17 protein-coding genes are annotated in these 15,919 nt (G+C 35.3%); 6 read left to right on the top strand and 11 right to left on the bottom strand.

Translation table 11 applies throughout. The features are described 5' to 3' along the window. Positions 1-66: 66 nt before the first annotated feature. The 9 genes from SAR02S_RS08290 to SAR02S_RS13440 form a co-directional block, all read right to left on the bottom strand. Positions 67-1,290, bottom strand: coding sequence for a transporter substrate-binding domain-containing protein (locus SAR02S_RS08290; protein ID WP_198133098.1), 1,224 nt, complete (start codon positions 1,288-1,290; stop codon positions 67-69). Positions 1,291-1,360: 70 nt separating this feature from the next. Beyond that, the gene (locus tag SAR02S_RS08285; protein ID WP_052433577.1) at positions 1,361-2,533 is read right to left on the bottom strand and encodes a sensor histidine kinase; all 1,173 of its coding nucleotides are present in this window, start codon (positions 2,531-2,533) and stop codon (positions 1,361-1,363) included. Continuing rightward, positions 2,520-3,182, bottom strand: coding sequence for a response regulator transcription factor (locus SAR02S_RS08280; RefSeq protein WP_041958726.1), 663 nt, complete (start codon positions 3,180-3,182; stop codon positions 2,520-2,522). Before SAR02S_RS08280 ends, SAR02S_RS08285 begins: the two co-directional genes overlap by 14 nt. 84 nt (positions 3,183-3,266) lie before the next feature. Continuing rightward, on the bottom strand, positions 3,267-3,902 hold the full coding sequence (locus SAR02S_RS08275; RefSeq protein ID WP_041958724.1) for a TorD/DmsD family molecular chaperone: 636 nt from the start codon (positions 3,900-3,902) through the stop codon (positions 3,267-3,269). A gap of 10 nt (positions 3,903-3,912) precedes the next feature. Further along, on the bottom strand, positions 3,913-4,602 hold the full coding sequence (locus tag SAR02S_RS08270) for a cytochrome b/b6 domain-containing protein (RefSeq protein WP_041958722.1): 690 nt from the start codon (positions 4,600-4,602) through the stop codon (positions 3,913-3,915). A gap of 53 nt (positions 4,603-4,655) precedes the next feature. Next, complete coding sequence (locus tag SAR02S_RS08265; protein WP_198133097.1) at positions 4,656-5,219, bottom strand: 4Fe-4S dicluster domain-containing protein; 564 nt, start codon at positions 5,217-5,219, stop codon at positions 4,656-4,658. Next, positions 5,206-7,548, bottom strand: coding sequence for a molybdopterin-containing oxidoreductase family protein (locus SAR02S_RS08260; RefSeq protein WP_232294022.1), 2,343 nt, complete (start codon positions 7,546-7,548; stop codon positions 5,206-5,208). The genes SAR02S_RS08265 and SAR02S_RS08260 overlap by 14 nt, the downstream gene beginning before the upstream one ends. Before the next feature lie 75 nt (positions 7,549-7,623). Beyond that, a complete protein-coding gene (locus SAR02S_RS08255; protein WP_041958720.1) occupies positions 7,624-9,132 on the bottom strand; it encodes a disulfide bond formation protein B in 1,509 nt (502 codons plus the stop codon). Between the two features lie 12 nt (positions 9,133-9,144). Next, complete coding sequence (locus SAR02S_RS13440; RefSeq protein WP_156961456.1) at positions 9,145-9,315, bottom strand: dihydroneopterin aldolase; 171 nt, start codon at positions 9,313-9,315, stop codon at positions 9,145-9,147. Between the two features lie 484 nt (positions 9,316-9,799). On the opposite strand from SAR02S_RS13440, the gene SAR02S_RS08250 reads away from it, so the two are divergent. From SAR02S_RS08250 to SAR02S_RS08240, 3 genes are all read left to right on the top strand, one after another. Further along, positions 9,800-10,276 carry a nucleoside 2-deoxyribosyltransferase gene (locus tag SAR02S_RS08250; RefSeq protein ID WP_041958718.1) on the top strand — a complete coding sequence of 159 codons (477 nt, stop codon included), beginning with the start codon at positions 9,800-9,802 and terminating at the stop codon, positions 10,274-10,276. Between the two features lie 135 nt (positions 10,277-10,411). Continuing rightward, the gene (locus SAR02S_RS08245) at positions 10,412-11,908 is read left to right on the top strand and encodes an aldehyde dehydrogenase family protein (RefSeq protein ID WP_041958716.1); all 1,497 of its coding nucleotides are present in this window, start codon (positions 10,412-10,414) and stop codon (positions 11,906-11,908) included. Positions 11,909-12,052: 144 nt separating this feature from the next. After that, on the top strand, positions 12,053-12,430 hold the full coding sequence (locus SAR02S_RS08240) for a DUF779 domain-containing protein (RefSeq protein WP_041958714.1): 378 nt from the start codon (positions 12,053-12,055) through the stop codon (positions 12,428-12,430). Between the two features lie 31 nt (positions 12,431-12,461). Here SAR02S_RS08240 and SAR02S_RS08235 read toward each other — a convergent pair whose 3' ends face one another. After that, the gene (locus tag SAR02S_RS08235) at positions 12,462-12,896 is read right to left on the bottom strand and encodes a hypothetical protein (RefSeq protein ID WP_041958712.1); all 435 of its coding nucleotides are present in this window, start codon (positions 12,894-12,896) and stop codon (positions 12,462-12,464) included. Between the two features lie 151 nt (positions 12,897-13,047). Here SAR02S_RS08235 and SAR02S_RS08230 point away from each other — a divergent pair, with 151 nt between their 5' ends. Beyond that, positions 13,048-13,968: a phosphoglycerate dehydrogenase gene (locus SAR02S_RS08230; RefSeq protein ID WP_041958710.1), complete on the top strand. Its 921-nt coding sequence runs from the start codon at positions 13,048-13,050 to the stop codon at positions 13,966-13,968. Positions 13,969-14,031: 63 nt separating this feature from the next. Continuing rightward, a complete protein-coding gene (locus SAR02S_RS08225; RefSeq protein WP_041958708.1) occupies positions 14,032-15,291 on the top strand; it encodes a hypothetical protein in 1,260 nt (419 codons plus the stop codon). Positions 15,292-15,294: 3 nt separating this feature from the next. Here SAR02S_RS08225 and SAR02S_RS08220 read toward each other — a convergent pair whose 3' ends face one another. Then, positions 15,295-15,516, bottom strand: coding sequence for an SHOCT domain-containing protein (locus SAR02S_RS08220; RefSeq protein ID WP_041958705.1), 222 nt, complete (start codon positions 15,514-15,516; stop codon positions 15,295-15,297). A gap of 124 nt (positions 15,517-15,640) precedes the next feature. Here SAR02S_RS08220 and SAR02S_RS08215 point away from each other — a divergent pair, with 124 nt between their 5' ends. Then, on the top strand, positions 15,641-15,910 hold the full coding sequence (locus tag SAR02S_RS08215; RefSeq protein ID WP_041958703.1) for a metal-sensing transcriptional repressor: 270 nt from the start codon (positions 15,641-15,643) through the stop codon (positions 15,908-15,910). Positions 15,911-15,919 lie beyond the last annotated feature (9 nt).

Genomic DNA, 15,919 nt, shown 5'->3' with positions numbered 1-15,919 from the left:
TTTATCAGCCAATTACAATATTATTTACACGCATTTCCAATCAATTAAAAAATCATTGTCGTTAATTTATGTTTGCCTGTTTTCTCTTATAATTTCTTTGATAAATCCTATAATTCGAATTGGATTATTGTATTCATCGTACTGAAACACTTTGCTGTTTGATTCTATCAGCTTGACTGAATTGTACTTTGAAATGATTCGAAACTGCATTGTATTAAACCCGTCAATATGACTGAAACACTCTTCTTGGTGTTGCAACAAGATTTTCAAATCTTCTGGATGTACAAATTCTTTTTTAAAACGCTCCATCTTCAAAGGTATTTCACCTTCTGGAACCTCCAGCAAATTGGTAAAAATTGCATTCCCAGTTATATATCCACTTATAATATTCCAATCCCATGCACCAATATTGGCTGAATTTAAACTACAATTTAGCCATTCTTGATTTCGTATTAATTTTTTTTCTATGGAAATTCTCGCTTTAATCTCTTGTTTTAATCTATACAACCAATACGCGAACACGAATAAGACAATGCCTGTTAATGTCAATATTTTCCAAACCGTTGAATAATCGATGACTTGCTTATAAACTCGAGGAAACCATTTACAATAAATTTTTTCTTTTATATTTACAGGAATGGCAACAATACTTTTTTGCAAAATATCTCTTAAAATAGGAATATCATTGCGTATTCCCATCGCATAATCAAATTTATACTCCGTAATACCAGCTACAGCCAAATTTTGAAAACTCTCTTTTTGAAGTATATAAAGTATCTGGGACAAGTTATCGACGTAAGCAAATGTTTTACCCGAAGAAACAAGTTCTAAGCCTTGCGTTAAATTCTGAGTTTTGACTAAAAAAATATCTTTGTAATTTTCTTCTAAAAGCTGGTTAGCCATATATTCTTCAACAACTGCTACAGTTTTGCCATTGAGTTCTTTTAATCCATCAATATAACCTATGGACTTATTGGTGACGATAGCCATCGGAAACGAAAGATAAGGCTGCGTGAAAGTTAAATACTTTGCTCTTTCAGTTGTTTTGGCGACACAGGATAAAACATCGACGGTTTTATGTTTTGCAAGATCTGTAACTTCCGTCCATGTTGTTGCAGTTATAATATTAAATTTAATATTAAGCATTTGCTCAATCTCTTTTAAATAATCAATTGCAATACCTTTGAATACTCCATCTTTGTCTTGAAACTCAAAAGGTGCATAATTTTTATCAATACCAATCGTAATGGAAGGATGTTGTGCAAGCCATTCTTTTTCTTCATCAGTCAATTTTAAATTGATACTTGCAAAAAGACTTATCGTTAGTATTAAGAACATGATAAAGTATCGTATTAACATTTTAAGGCTTCCTATAAAAATATTTTCTTGGAATTTCATACATAAATGTCGTATAGCCATTATCTTGAGAGTCTACATGAATCGTAATTTTATACTTTTCACATATATTCTTTACAATGTTTAACCCCAAACCAAAGCCTCCTCGAATATTATCTCCTCGAAAATAACGTTGAAATATTTTATTTACATCTATAATTTGCTCTCCGTAATTTGAAAAAATTAATTTTCCAACGTTAGGATGAGATTCCAAAACGATATCAATCATAGTCCCTACACGTGCATATTTAATGGCATTTGAGAGGTTGTTATCAATCAATCGCTGTATTTCAATCACATTAGCTTCTATCACGATATCTTTGTCAATACGACTGGCAATTGTGAGCTTTTTGATATCTGCTAAGATTTTAAAAAATTCTATTCGTTTTGCCAAAGCAAAAGAAAAATCAATCTTCTCTTTTTTATAGGTTACTTTGGTGTCTTTAATAAAATACTCTATTCCTTCATAAATAGAAATCAAATTTTGCAATGCGCCTTGTGCTCTTAATAAGGGCATTGAACCCTCTAAATTGCTTTCCAAAAATTCTAAATTGATTTGAATCACTCCAAGAGGCGTTCGTATTTCGTGTATTGCATCTTTTAAAAATCGTTCTAAATTTTTATTAATTAGATTATGTATTTTGTTTGTATGAATATAAAGAAAAAAAGTACATATGAGAAAAAAACAAGCTATCAATACTAGAAGAATGGTCACTTTTCTATTAACTTCAAAATAATCCAATTCTTTTTCTACAATGATTATAGACGTACCTACTTCTAAAAAATCACTGCTCTCATAATAGATCATTTTATTATCTATAATATCCATTGTCTTTAAAGGTTCTATTTTAGGAATATTTTCAAACGTGCTATATAAGATTTCTCCATTTTTGCTAATGAGAGCAATCTTATACACAAAGGATTCTAACGTACCAAATAGATATTCTTTAAATTCGTTTATAGTTCTTTTTTGTTTGGTAATTTTATTGACATAGTTTAAAGTCTGATACTTTTCTTGTGTTTCAAATGCAATGTGAAGTTCGTGAATATAAAAGTATGATAAGGCAAAAAGGACAGAAGTAATGCAAAAAGATAACACTAATGAATATGTAACAATAGAAACGTTAAATTTTTTCAATCTTATAACCTAACCCGCGTGAATTTAAAATAAGATTTTTATCTGTTTTATCCCGAATACGTTTAATATGCATTCTTAAATCTGCATCCGTAATGAGTTCTCCATCCCAAAGCGAACTAATAATTTCATTAAGATTAACAAATATCCCTACTCTTTGAACCAAAAAAGAAATAATTTTTTGCTCTAAAGAAGTCAATTTAATACAACGATTATTTTTGAAAAGCTCATACGTATCGAGATGAAAGACAAACTCGTACTGTAGAGAGATTTTATTTTTTTGGGTTTTATACTGAAATGTATTAATGGCTTGATTAATTCTATATTTCAACTCTTTGAGTGCAAAAGGCTTTCTAATGTAGTCGTTGCATCCAAGATCATAACCAGTACTTAAATCATCCACGTCAGTGAGGGAAGTAATTAAAATAATAGGGATATCTATCTCTTGTTCTCTGGTTATTTTAACGACTTCATAACCAGAAATTTTTGGCACTCGAATATCAAGAAGCAGTAAATCATAGACATCATTTAAAACTGCTTCTAATGCATCTTCCCCATTTTCGAAATCATGAACCTCAAATGAAAAAGATTCAAGGAATTCTTTTATACTTAGGCGATAGCTATAATCGTCTTCTAATAATAATATTCTCAAATCGTTATTTTCCTTTAAAGCGCTGTTGAAGAGGCATTGAAATAATCATAATTCATATATTCAAAAATGCCTCTTCATAATAAATCAAAATATAAAATATTTACGATTCATCTCATCTTCTTTATGTAAAACTTCAATAATCAATTCTGCAAGATTTTTCCATATTTCTTCCTTACTTTCCGTTAAGATGTCATTGCAAAATTTGTTCATCCATTGATTTGGATGATTTTTCAAGAACTCTTGTTTGATAATTAAAAGTTCCTTTTTCTCATCATCTTTTCCTTCGCTTAAAGCTTCGACAATCAAACGTGAAATATAAAAAAGATACTGAAATTCAAACCCAATAAAATCATCTGGGAACTGATTTTTCAACTCAACTTCGAGCCCAACTTGTGCATAATACTCCCTAACTTCAAATGCAAAATGCTGCATCTGAAGCTTCTTATCCGAACGATACACTGATTCAAAAGGAGGGGCTAAAGGCTTTCTTGGGCCGATGAAAAGTCTATTATACTCCCATCGTGCAAAGTCTAATTTTTCACTCTCTAGACTTTGTAACTTATTGATAAACGCCGACTTTCCAAATGTTGCATGTAACAATTTTGTTTTTTGTAACATACTCTGAATACTATCGTGCGTCCACTGATTAAAAAACACATCTCTTAATAGATCGTAGATGTTCGCCATATCAAAATGATATTTGAATTCTAAATTTTTCAATGAAAATTCTCTACTTTAGTTTATTGTACCACAAAGGATGATGTTCTTTTACATACTCTCTATCCATTTCACCGGTTTGGAACATGGCTTTGTATGCATGAATATTAGAAGGTAAAAGTGCAAAAAAGACATGAACCATTAAAACACAAAATAACACAATAAAACTAACCGTATGTATGTTCCTTAGAAAAAGAGAAATATCGCTAGGCAAGAAACTTCCGTCAATATTTCTGAGTACTAATAAAACACCCGAAATAATAAGCAAAACCATAGTGAAAAACATCACCCAAGCACTCGCTTTTTGACCCAGATTCATTTTTCCAAAATTTCCTGACTTTTTTTCAAGATAATGCAATCGCATTTGCTTAATACCATCAAAAATCGCATCAACACCCCATACATCTGGCCAAATACTAAGTCGATTAATTTTTGAAAGCATCGCAAATAAAAATACAACCGAAATCACTGCTAACAAAAATCCGCTACTCCAATGAATGACTCTTAAAAAAGCTAACCCTGAAGAAAGAGGCTGCCCGTTTCCGAGAAACTCACTTATGGGATATCCTACCCCATAAGCAATAAAACTAAACATTTTTGAAAAAAAAGGCAACCCACTAATAATCAGTAATATCACAAATCGCAACATGTTTTTATGAAATGACATCTCTAAAGGGTGATAAGCTTTAACTGTATTGCTCATAAAATTTCTCCTAAGATAAATTTACTCTAAAATATACTTTTGAATACTCGGCTTTATCCGAGAAAAGTCGCACTTCTAAATTTTGGATAAAACCTAATTGATGGTTTAAGGCTTGATTGTTTAAAACCAACGGCACTTTTTACCATGCCTGCCTCGTCTGCAACAACTATATCTACTAACCTTAAAGCTTTTACAGGACATCCAGCAATACATGCAGGTAACTCTCCAATATCTTGCTTCTCAGCACACATATTACACTTTTGTGCTTTTTTATCGTTCCCTTGAAGAGTAATTGCCCCATATTGGCAAGATTCCATACAGTAACCACAACCGATACATTTGTCACGATCTAATATTACGATACCATCATCCCTTTTAGTATAAGCATTTGTTGGACAAACGCTCATACATGCAGGCTCTTGACAATGATGGCAAGCTTGTGATAGATAGACCTCTTTTTCCATATTGTTTTCACGAATAAGAAATGTATCTACATGCCTCCAATCAATCATGTCTTCTTGCTGATGATATACTTGACATGCCACTTCACACGCTTTACAACCAATACAAAAATTTTGATCGAATAAAAATCCTTTTTGACTCTTAGGCATTTTCATGTCCCTCCTGTACTTTTTTCACTTCAATATAAGTCGCTGTATATACAGAACCTTGTCCCATATCACTAATTCCATCACTGCACAACGTATTACTACCGGTTTTTGTTCTAGTTGTTTTTAACCAGATATTATTCCAAGCATACACAATGCCCGGTTTCATTTGAGAGATAATTCTTACCCTAAAATACGCTTTACCTAACTCATTAGTAGCTATAACGACACTACCTTCTTTAATAGCTCGAGCATCCGCATCTTTCTTTGTCATAAATAACTCTGCATGACCATCATAAATTACACGTCGGCTAATATATTTAATATTCCCCCAGTTTGAGTTATTGACAAGTTGAGTCCCTGGAGTCATAAAATATAATGGATATTGTTTTAAATAATTCTCTCCAAAGTCTTTATGCTCTTTATAATAACTTTCATCAGTACCAAGATCAATGACAGGATGAAATCCAGCTTCTTTGAATTGTTTAGAATAAAGTTCACATTTGCCAGAATCTGTTTTAAAGATTAAATTATTTGGCTCATTATATGGATAGTATGGGTAATAATCTTTAACTGTTTCATGTGTTCTATCAGGTTTAATCCATCCTTTAACCTTCAATTTTTCATATGTAATTCCTTGCTTTTTATTGAAGCCTGTATCTAACATCATTCGTAAAATTTCCTCTGCCGTCCAAGAAAAACATTCCTCTTGATATCCCATTGCTTTTGCTAAACCATTAAAAATTTCTAAATTTGTTTTGCTTTCGCCGACAGGTTTTGCTGCGGCAGCGTTATAACTTACAAATCCTGAACATTGATCGCTTTGAATATCTTCGGACTCCAAGAATGTTGTAGCAGGCATAACGATATCAGCATAATCTACAGTATCTGTGTAAAATGGGTCCAAAACAACCAGAAATAAATCTTCATCAAGTAATCTTTTTTTAATTAAAGATGTGTTCGGAGCAGTAACCATCAAATTTGTATTATAATTAACTACTGCCCTGAGAACAGTTTTTAACTTGACCTCTTTATAGGATTGAGAATCTGTGTCTAAACTTGTAGGGTTATCTGTTCTTAATGCTCGGCCAAATTGAACATAATTTGCAGTTTGCCTTTTTATTTTTTTGCCATTACTGTCTTTTGGTGAAAGGTCTGTAGGCATAACTTTTACCATATCATAACAGGGTTCCAAATACGTATATGCCCAAAAAAGACCTGCCCCTGGTTTTGTTAAAGCACCGATTAGAACAGGTAAGAATGTTACAGCACGTACCAATCGGGCACCATTAAAGTGTCTTTGACCGCCATCTCCATGTGATATGGCAGGGGCTTTTGCCTTAGCATATTCTCTTGCAAAAACTTGAATCTCTGCAACGGTAATACCACATACATCAGCTAATTGGGTAAGTGTATATTCTTGCGTCTCTTTAACTAGATCATCAAAACCCATGGTATATTTAGCAACAAATTCTTTATTATATAAATTTTCTTCAATCAGAACTTTACATACCCCTAAACAAAATGCTGGATCTGTCGAAGGCTTTAACTGAATAAACATATCCGATTGGTTTGCCATTGGCGTTCTGATGGTATTAATAGTAATTAATTTCCCACCTCTTTTTCGTACATCTTGTCCAAATTTTGCCCAATGCACTGCTGTGTATGCTTCATTAGATCCCCACGTAATATACATATCTGATAGACCAAATTCAAGTGCATCTTTTGAAAAATCGGTACCAATAACACTAGGTGTCCCTGCATATCGTGGCCAGTCGCATGGATTTCGAATCAAACGTGTTGCACCAACTTTTTCAAAGAAATTTCCTGGGGCGATTTTTTTGCTGATAAACCCCTCATTACCAGAATATACAAACTCAGCAATGGCCTCACCGCCATAGTTTTTTATAATATGCTGAAATTTTTCAGCTGTAAGAGCAAAGGCTTCATCCCAACTGATGCGTTCCCATTTCCCTTCACCTTTTTTCCCTGCCCTTTTCATTGGGTATAAAATTCTATCGGGAGCATATAAATACTCTCTATAAGCATGTCCTTTTACACAGGCTGTTCCTTGTGTTAAAGGATGAGCAGAATCACCTTTAATATCGACCATGACACCATTTTTGACTTCAGCGATTAAAGCACATGCATCCCTACAATTTCTAGGACATGTAACATGATGAAGCTCAAAGTTACCTTGTGCTTTTTTAGGGCTAAATAAAACATCATCTGCATGAATTTGCGTCATACCGAAAAGCTGAATGCCGGCCAAACTCAAGCTACTGCTTTTTAAAAAATTCCTACGACTTATACTTAAGTCTTTTTGTTCTACTTGCAAAGACTTCTCCTTTGTTATCATTTTGTACTACGCCAAATAGCGCTAAAGCATTATGTTTTAGCGCTATCACCTCTTTTATTTTAAGTAATACACTATGTTTTTATTTTTTTGATAACTTACTACGCACATTTGATTATTGATAAAGTCCAATCCTCTAATATTTGTAATTTCTTTTGGAAATGCATAAGTATCGATGATTTCATCAGTAGCAACGTCAATGACAATAATCGTATTGAAGTTTTTACTTGCTGCGTAGAGCTTACCGTCCTTGTAACTAAGAGCTGTTATATAGAGTTCTCCAATTGTCCGACCATCTTTCAATTCAACAGTTGCACCAATTTCAGGTATGACTTCTGCCGATAATAGTTCATCTGCATTTGATTGTTTAATCAAGACCAAATCTTGTTGTAAATTATCTGGTACCGTAACAGCATAACTGTATTTTTTATCTACAGCAAAACTTTCGATGTAACGTGTTTTGGATCTAACCGTTTGAAACATCGTTCTTTTAACTTTTGTAAATTGATTTGCACCTTCATGAAAATCAGGAAATCCTACAATTTCATCTGCATTATCATCTGATTTTACTCTAATATATGCTTTGTTATATCCCATAACTTTAATTTCATCTTCTATAAAATCAACACCGATAAAATTTAGAATAACTGGGAAATAGAGTGGATCTAAAACAAAATGTTTTTCAATTGTTGTCAAGCTTTTATTTGCTAAATATAGCCCCCATTTCTCTGTTGTAAATGCAAAACGATTATTTTGTGCATCAAATCTTATGGAGCTAATTGGACCGTTAACATCTAATGCTATCTCTTTTTGAGAAGCAATCTGCAAATGATGGTTGATCGTTAAAGGTGAATTTTCATAATTGTTATCAAAAGTTATAACATCCGTTGGTTTGGTAGATAAATCAGGATCACTCACACCCATAGGACCTCTCCACGAAGGATCTGAAAAGAGCTTGGTTAAACCAGTTTGCCATGAAATGTATTTTGGATTTAACGTAAATCTTGCTGGTGTATCGGGTGCTGTAAATGGTGGTGGACCAACTAAAATAAATGCTTGAAATGCATTTGAAGACACAATACCTAGAAAAACGATAAATGCAAGATTGTTAATTTTTGTTAATTTTCGATAATTATTATTTTGCATCTCATCGACTAACTCTTTATTTGATGGAGCCGCAAATAACAAAATAAGTGCAAAGAATAAAATGACAGACCACATAACAACACCGGCCCATAACTGTGTATGTAGATTGAAGATCATTAAGGCTTGTCCTTGCCCCATATCTAATTGTCCATAAAACCCTAAATGCCAAAATGCGTTCCATAATCCATATGCTGCCGCTATTAAGATAACTCCCACATATTTAAGCCTTAATCCATATCTTACAATGAACAGTGCCGCAGTCGCAATAATAATCATAGTAATTCTTAACGACCAACAACTCGTACAAGGAGAATCACCTAACATATACCCTAAAATAATATTTGCAATTCCAACGGGAAAAACAATAATCCCTAAAATGGCTAGGGATATTAATGTGTAAAATTTCGTTTTTTTTTCCATATTAATTTCCTTTTATAAATTGATTGGAGGTAATATGAAAAATTGTAAATCAATTGCAAAAAATATAAATGCAACCACTACAAATACCCCAACTAATAACTTAAATGCCCTTGCCTCTTTTTCCGGTTTTTTCCAGATCGTGAAAGCACTGATAATTAGAAGTGTTAGTTCTAAAAACTCCATAAAGTCCCCTTTCATAACGTTTTCTTGCTCACAATGAACAACCCATAAATGCATTAAATTATTAAATTTTAGATTTAATTTTTTTGCAAACGAATATTAACAATCTAACGTAACATTAATGTAATAATTATTTTTAAGATTAAATTTATTAGTTAAAAGTAACTTTTTTGTGCTACATACTTATGGTATTTCATGATGGATAGAAAGTATTTGGGTACGTTTTGGGTACGGTATAAGAGATGAAACCATATAAAAACGCATCATGTCTACTTTTATGAGAATCCCTAAAATAAGAGAGAATAGAACAAAATATAACACCATATAAAAAGATTTATACGGACTTAGGATCTGGTACCGAGAGGCATGGGAGTTCGAGTCTCTTTATCAGCACCACTCTTTTATTTTCCTTCTAAAAAATTTAACACTTCTTCTATGTTACAATCTCAATATTTTTACGATTGCTTCTTATTCAAGGAAATCTTTCATGCAAAAAATCTATCTTGCTGGTCCTGAAGTCTTTTTACCCAATGCGCTTGAAGTTGGCAATGCTCATAAGCTTCTCTGTACAAAGTATGGTTACGAAGGGCTTTTTCCACTTGACAATACTATTGAGGGGAGCAATCTCAAAGAGATCGCAACTGCGATTCGTCTTGCAAATCAAGCCATGATTCACGAATGTGACATCGTCATTGCCAATCTTTCGCCCTTTCGAGGTCCTGAACCCGACAGTGGCACGGTTTGGGAAGTAGGTTTTGCACAAGGATTAGGCAAACATGTTTTAGCCTATTCTACTGATCTTCGCCCCCTCAAAGAGAAAACCCAATCTATTCTAAATTTGGGTGATACCAATTGTGACGCCTCAGGTATGGCTATCGAAGACTTTGGGCTTACGCACAATCTTATGTTTTCGCATAGTGTGGTAGCTTCTAGCTTTGAAGAATGCTTCAAGTACCTAAAATAGGGTTTTCACTCAATATTTAATCCACCCTAAAATAAATAGTTAGTTCATGCTTTGTCTTTGTTGTTAAAGCTTTGTGGAATAGAGTTTCTAAAGAGATAATTTTTATCTTATAATTCTATCAAGAAAGGTGCAAAAATGGCATATTCTAAACCAACGTACAAACCTCGTTATGAAAACTTTATTGGTGGTGAGTGGGTTCCACCTCTTAGCGGTGAATATTTTGACAATCTTTCCCCCGTTGATGGCGAACTTTTAACCAAAATCCCTCGTTCTACTCCCGCAGATGTTGATGCAGCGGTTGCAGCTGGCGTAAAAGCCTTTGAATCTTACAAGCACACTTCTGTTATTGAAAGAAGTACACTCCTAAATAAAATTGCTGATAAAATTGAAGCAAATCTCGAAGCACTCGCGATTGCTGAGACACTCGACAATGGTAAAGCGATTCGCGAAACTTTAAATGCAGATGTTCCTTTGGTGATTGATCACTTTAGATACTTTGCCTCTGTCATTCGTGGCGAAGCAGGAACCGTAGCAGACCTTGATGAAAATACGATTTCTCAAGAAATCCACGAGCCTTTGGGTGTTGTCGCACAAATCATTCCATGGAACTTCCCTCTCTTGATGGCAGCATGGAAAATCGCTCCTGCAATTGCCGCTGGTAACTGCGTTGTCTTAAAACCAGCCAGTGCAACACCAATGTCTATCTTACTTTTAATGGAAACCATCCAAGACGTGTTACCAAAAGGTGTTATTAACATCATTAACGGTGCGGGTGGAAAGATTGGTAAGCACCTCTCAACGCACCCTGACATCAAAAAAGTAGGCTTTACGGGTGAGACAACTACAGGTCAGCTCATCATGCAGTACGCCACTGAAAACATCATCCCTTCCACACTCGAACTGGGTGGTAAATCTCCTAACGTTTTCTTTGAGTCTATCATGGCTAAAGACGATGAATTTTTTGACAAAGCGATCGAAGGACTCGTACTCTTTGCCTTTAACAGCGGCGAAGTCTGCACATGCCCATCACGAGCCCTTATTCAAGAGTCTATCTATGAGCCGTTTATGAAACGTGTTTTAGAGCGTGTTAAAGCGATTAGCCAAGAAAACCCTCTTGATCCAACCACGAAAATGGGAGCACAAGCTTCAGTGAATCAAAAAGAAAAAATCTTGGATTATATTCGTATTGGTAAAGAAGAAGGGGCTGAATGCCTTATCGGTGGAGCTGAGTATAAAAACAAAACTTTTCCAAAAGGTAATTACATTCAACCAACCATCTTCAAAGGTCACAACAAAATGCGTATCTTCCAAGAAGAGATTTTTGGACCCGTACTATGTGTAACAACCTTTAAAGATGAAGCCGAAGCGCTTGCCATCGCCAATGACACAATTTATGGTCTAGGCTCAGGCGTGTGGTCAAGAGACGCACATCAACTCCACAGCATGTCACGTGGTATTGAAGCGGGACGTGTATGGGTCAACTGCTACCATCTTTACCCATCACATGCCTCTTTTGGTGGCTATAAAAAGTCAGGCATCGGTCGCGAGACACATATGATGATGCTCAACGCGTATCGCCATACTAAAAACATCTTGACGTCTTACAATAAAAATAAATTAGGATTCTTTTAATTAAAGTCTGAATACGTCTTTAAAGCAAAGCTCTAAAGACTACGTTAACACTGGGTTTTCCTCGACAGAAAGCCCACGCACCTTTGGTGCTTTTATCTACAGCGTGCATGGTCTTACTACCATGCACGTTTGAAAGGAGAAATTATGGAAGTCAAACGACTGGTAGCAACCCCCGAAGCCCTCACTATTATCGAAAAACTTAAAAAAGAAAATGGTGAACTGGTCTTTAACCAAAGTGGTGGCTGTTGCGATGGCACAGCACCGATGTGTTATGCAAAAAGTGATTTTCACATTCCTTCACGCAATATCAAAATGGGTGATGTGGGTGGGTGTGAATTTTACATCGACAAAGACCAATTTGAATACTTTCGTTACTCTCAAATTATTTTAGATGTCAAAGAAGAGAAAGCTGCCTTTGGCAACTCGTTTTCGTTGGAGATAGATTTGGGATATCAGTTTATCACGCGGTCACGCATTTTTAGCGATGCGGAGTATAACAGCTTGCCAAAAGATCAAAAATGACCAACGCTTTTAAGCGTTGATCATCTAAAAATTAGAGTTTCTCTTGAAAAGAGATGGCAGTGACATTGAGGTTATCGAGTGTAATAACCGTCATGCGATCCTCTTTTTTAGGGAAATAACCCGCATCTTTTTCATTCTCCAAAAGCCCTATAGCATAGTTATATTTTTTGAATTTTGGCATCATAAACATGCTCATGACCATGCTGGGAACAGCGGTTGCATCCATAAAGTAAAGTGCGCTATTTTCACTTAAATAGTTTGGATTTGCCTCAAAAAAGGCTTTCATTACATCGCCTTGAGATTTTGTAAAAGCAATAATAATCTGCTTGGTTTGCGGTGTAATGCTCACATTTTTTTCAAACTGGTCTTTGATGACAGGCGCTTGGATAGGCGCACCCTCTTTAAGTGCATCAGCAAAAAGCCCAAAAGGTAGAAGAAGCATTGCTGCAAGTATAAAATATTTCATAGAATTCCTTTGTTGATAATAATTATCCTATTCTAGCTTTTATAAGTAAATATTGTCTTAATGAAAATAGACCAATTTGATAAGCAAAGTTTCCAAAAAGCATGCTATACTTTTTCACATAAGATACTTTACATGTAAAAGGGAATATTCCATGAAAATCGCTGTTATCACGCCACTTTTCTCGCGTTCAACGGAGCTTATGCAAGCACTTGGAAACCACTTTAGTGACATCAAACACAATGCCGACAATACGTTAAAAACAAAAGCAGATCTCATTGCTTTTTTACAAGGGGTCGATGGTGCTGTTGTTGGACGTGAAGAGATAGACGATGAGATACTCAGCGCTTGTCCGCAGCTTAAAATTCTTTCACGTTATGGCGTGGGACTGGATAATTTAGACCTTGAAGCGATGAAAAAACGTGGTATTGTCTTAGGCTGGAGCGGCGGAACCAACAGCAATTCAGTTGCTGAGATCACGCTTTCGTTTATGCTCTCGCTCATTCGTAACCTTCACATTGCAACCACCCTTCTCAAAAATGGCACATGGAAAGTCAATGGTGGAAGTGAACTGAGCGGTAAAACCATCGGACTTTTTGGCTTTGGCAACATTGCTAAACGTGTGGTTGAACTCTTGGCACCTTTTCACTGCACTATTTTGGTTTACAATCGTACCCATGATGAGGCAGAAGCCCAAAAATATGGCATCACTTATGCAACAAAAGAGCGCATTTTAGAGGAAGCTGACATCATTTCTATTCATCTGCCACTCACTCCTGAGAGTAAAAATATATTCTCCGCCGATGCATTTAAAGCGATGAAAAAAAGTGCCTTTATCATCAACACGGCGCGCGGTGGAATCATCGATGAGGAAGCACTCAAAGTGGCTTTGCAAACAGGTGAAATTGCAGGCGCAGCACTTGAAGCATTTGCGATCGAGCCACCACAAGATAAAGAGCTTATAGCCCTTCCCAACCTTATTTGCACTCCTCATCTTGGTGGAAATTCCAAAGAGAGTATTTTAGCGATGGGTTATAGCTGCATAGAGCATCTTAGCTCTTTTTTTAAACACTAATTGTCACCAAACTTTTATTATTTTAAGCTACAATAGGGCCGATTTTGAACTAATAGGGAAATTATGGAAGAGTCATCATTTAGTCACGTTGAAAAAACTATTGAAAATTTTTTAAACACTTTTAATCCTAAAGAATATTTGTATTTGGATGTTTTGTACCGCTTTGAAGAAGATGACCTAGCAGAAGTTTTGACTGCTTTACATGGTTGTAAACTACCTAAAAAGTACCACACGTACAAAGACTTTTTGCATGAAAAGTTGGCTAAAAAACTCTCCCTCACAAGTAATGACCTCTTTTTGTACACAGAAAATGCCATTTACGCCAAGCTTTTTTTCCAAGCAGAAGCACCCGAAAATAGTGCTGATCGCAGAGCATGTGGCGTCCCCAAAGAGACGCTTGAAGCGTATAAAAAACAGTTTTTCCCACACAACGAATATAAAGAGCGCATGCTGGAACTTCTTCGTTTTGCCGAAGAGAGCACACTTAATATCAAAAAAATTAATCCATCCGAATTTCGTGCGCTTTTCATTCCTGTCTTTGTCAACATTGCAGACATCGTTGTCATTGAGTACAGCGAACTTGAAGATTTGCGCGAAGTGAGGGGACTTAGTTACTATCTTTTACGTGAAATATTTGAAAAAATGATGCTCTATATCGCAGAGGTTATTTTATTTCATTTTTCAAATCAAGAGAAAAAAGCCATCGACTTTCTAAGCCATTTTGGTATCCATGAGACTATCGATGCTAAAGGAAATCGTTACAAACCAAACCCTATTTTGGATGAAAGTAACCGCGCATGGAACATGACAACCATCCGCTCAACAATGATTCAGCATAAAAAGTCCAAACAGACACTATATGATAGACGCAATGATCTGATTTCCATTAAAAAGAAACTTGAGTCCTACAGAAATGAACAAAAAGAGCTAAGTAAACATATTCAAAAAGATCATAAAACATTTGAAGAAGCAGATGAAAAGTTAGACCATATCCATCAAACGATCGACAGGCTCGAATACACCGATGCCAAAGAGGTAAAGTTTTTAGAAGATGGCGAAGAAAAACTGTTTGATCGCAAAAGCTTGATCGCACAGCTTTTTAGAAAAGAAGATTCGCTTATAAAACAAAAAGCCAAGTTGCATAAGTCAAGCAAAGAGCTAGAATTAACTCTCGCAAACAAGCAAAAAGAGATTTATGTGTGGGAAAAGAAACTTGCAGATGCAGAGAAGTCACTTGCCAATCTTGAATCACAAGGGCATCCTATTGATGCGCAGTATGAGAGGATTCAGCGAGCATTGGCTAAAACCCTCTCACAACGCTAACATTTAGGCATTAAGTTTTTGTTTGATCTTCTCAAAAGTCTCTTCGTCGATCTCACCGCGCGCAAAACGCTTGCGCGCAATTTCTAACGCTTCGTCTTCTTTTTCATGATGATGGCAAGATGATTTTCCCCCTCGCATCATCATAAAGAGCACTAAAATCACCATCGGAAATATAATCATCCACGGCATAAAAAACCCATGCCCCATCCATTCATATCCATACATTTTAGCTCCTTTAAATAACGTTGTATTATTGTAGTCCTTTTGTGTGAACAATGTGTTAACTCTTTCAATTTTTTCAAAGTGTCATTAAACTATAATATCCTACCCCATAGGATAGGATATACTCATGTCGCAACATCTTTCACACGAAGATATACTCAAACGCCTCAAAAGAGCCAATGGACACCTTAAAAGCATTATGACAATGATCGAGAAAGAGCGTAACTGCTCTGAGATAGCGCAACAACTCCATGCTGTAGAAAAAGCCATCTCCAATGCTAAAAAATTACTCATACACGATCACATCGACCATTGTCTCGATAGTGCCGCAAAAGATGGAACACTTAGTTCAGACGATGTTATCAAAGAGTTTAAACAAATAACCAAATACTTATAAATAAGGAAA

Source organism: Sulfurospirillum arsenophilum NBRC 109478, from assembly GCF_000813345.1.
In the GTDB taxonomy this organism is placed as follows: Bacteria; Campylobacterota; Campylobacteria; order Campylobacterales; family Sulfurospirillaceae; genus Sulfurospirillum; species Sulfurospirillum arsenophilum.
Note: the sequence above shows the minus strand (reverse complement) of the source record. Positions and strands in the feature narration are given on the sequence as shown.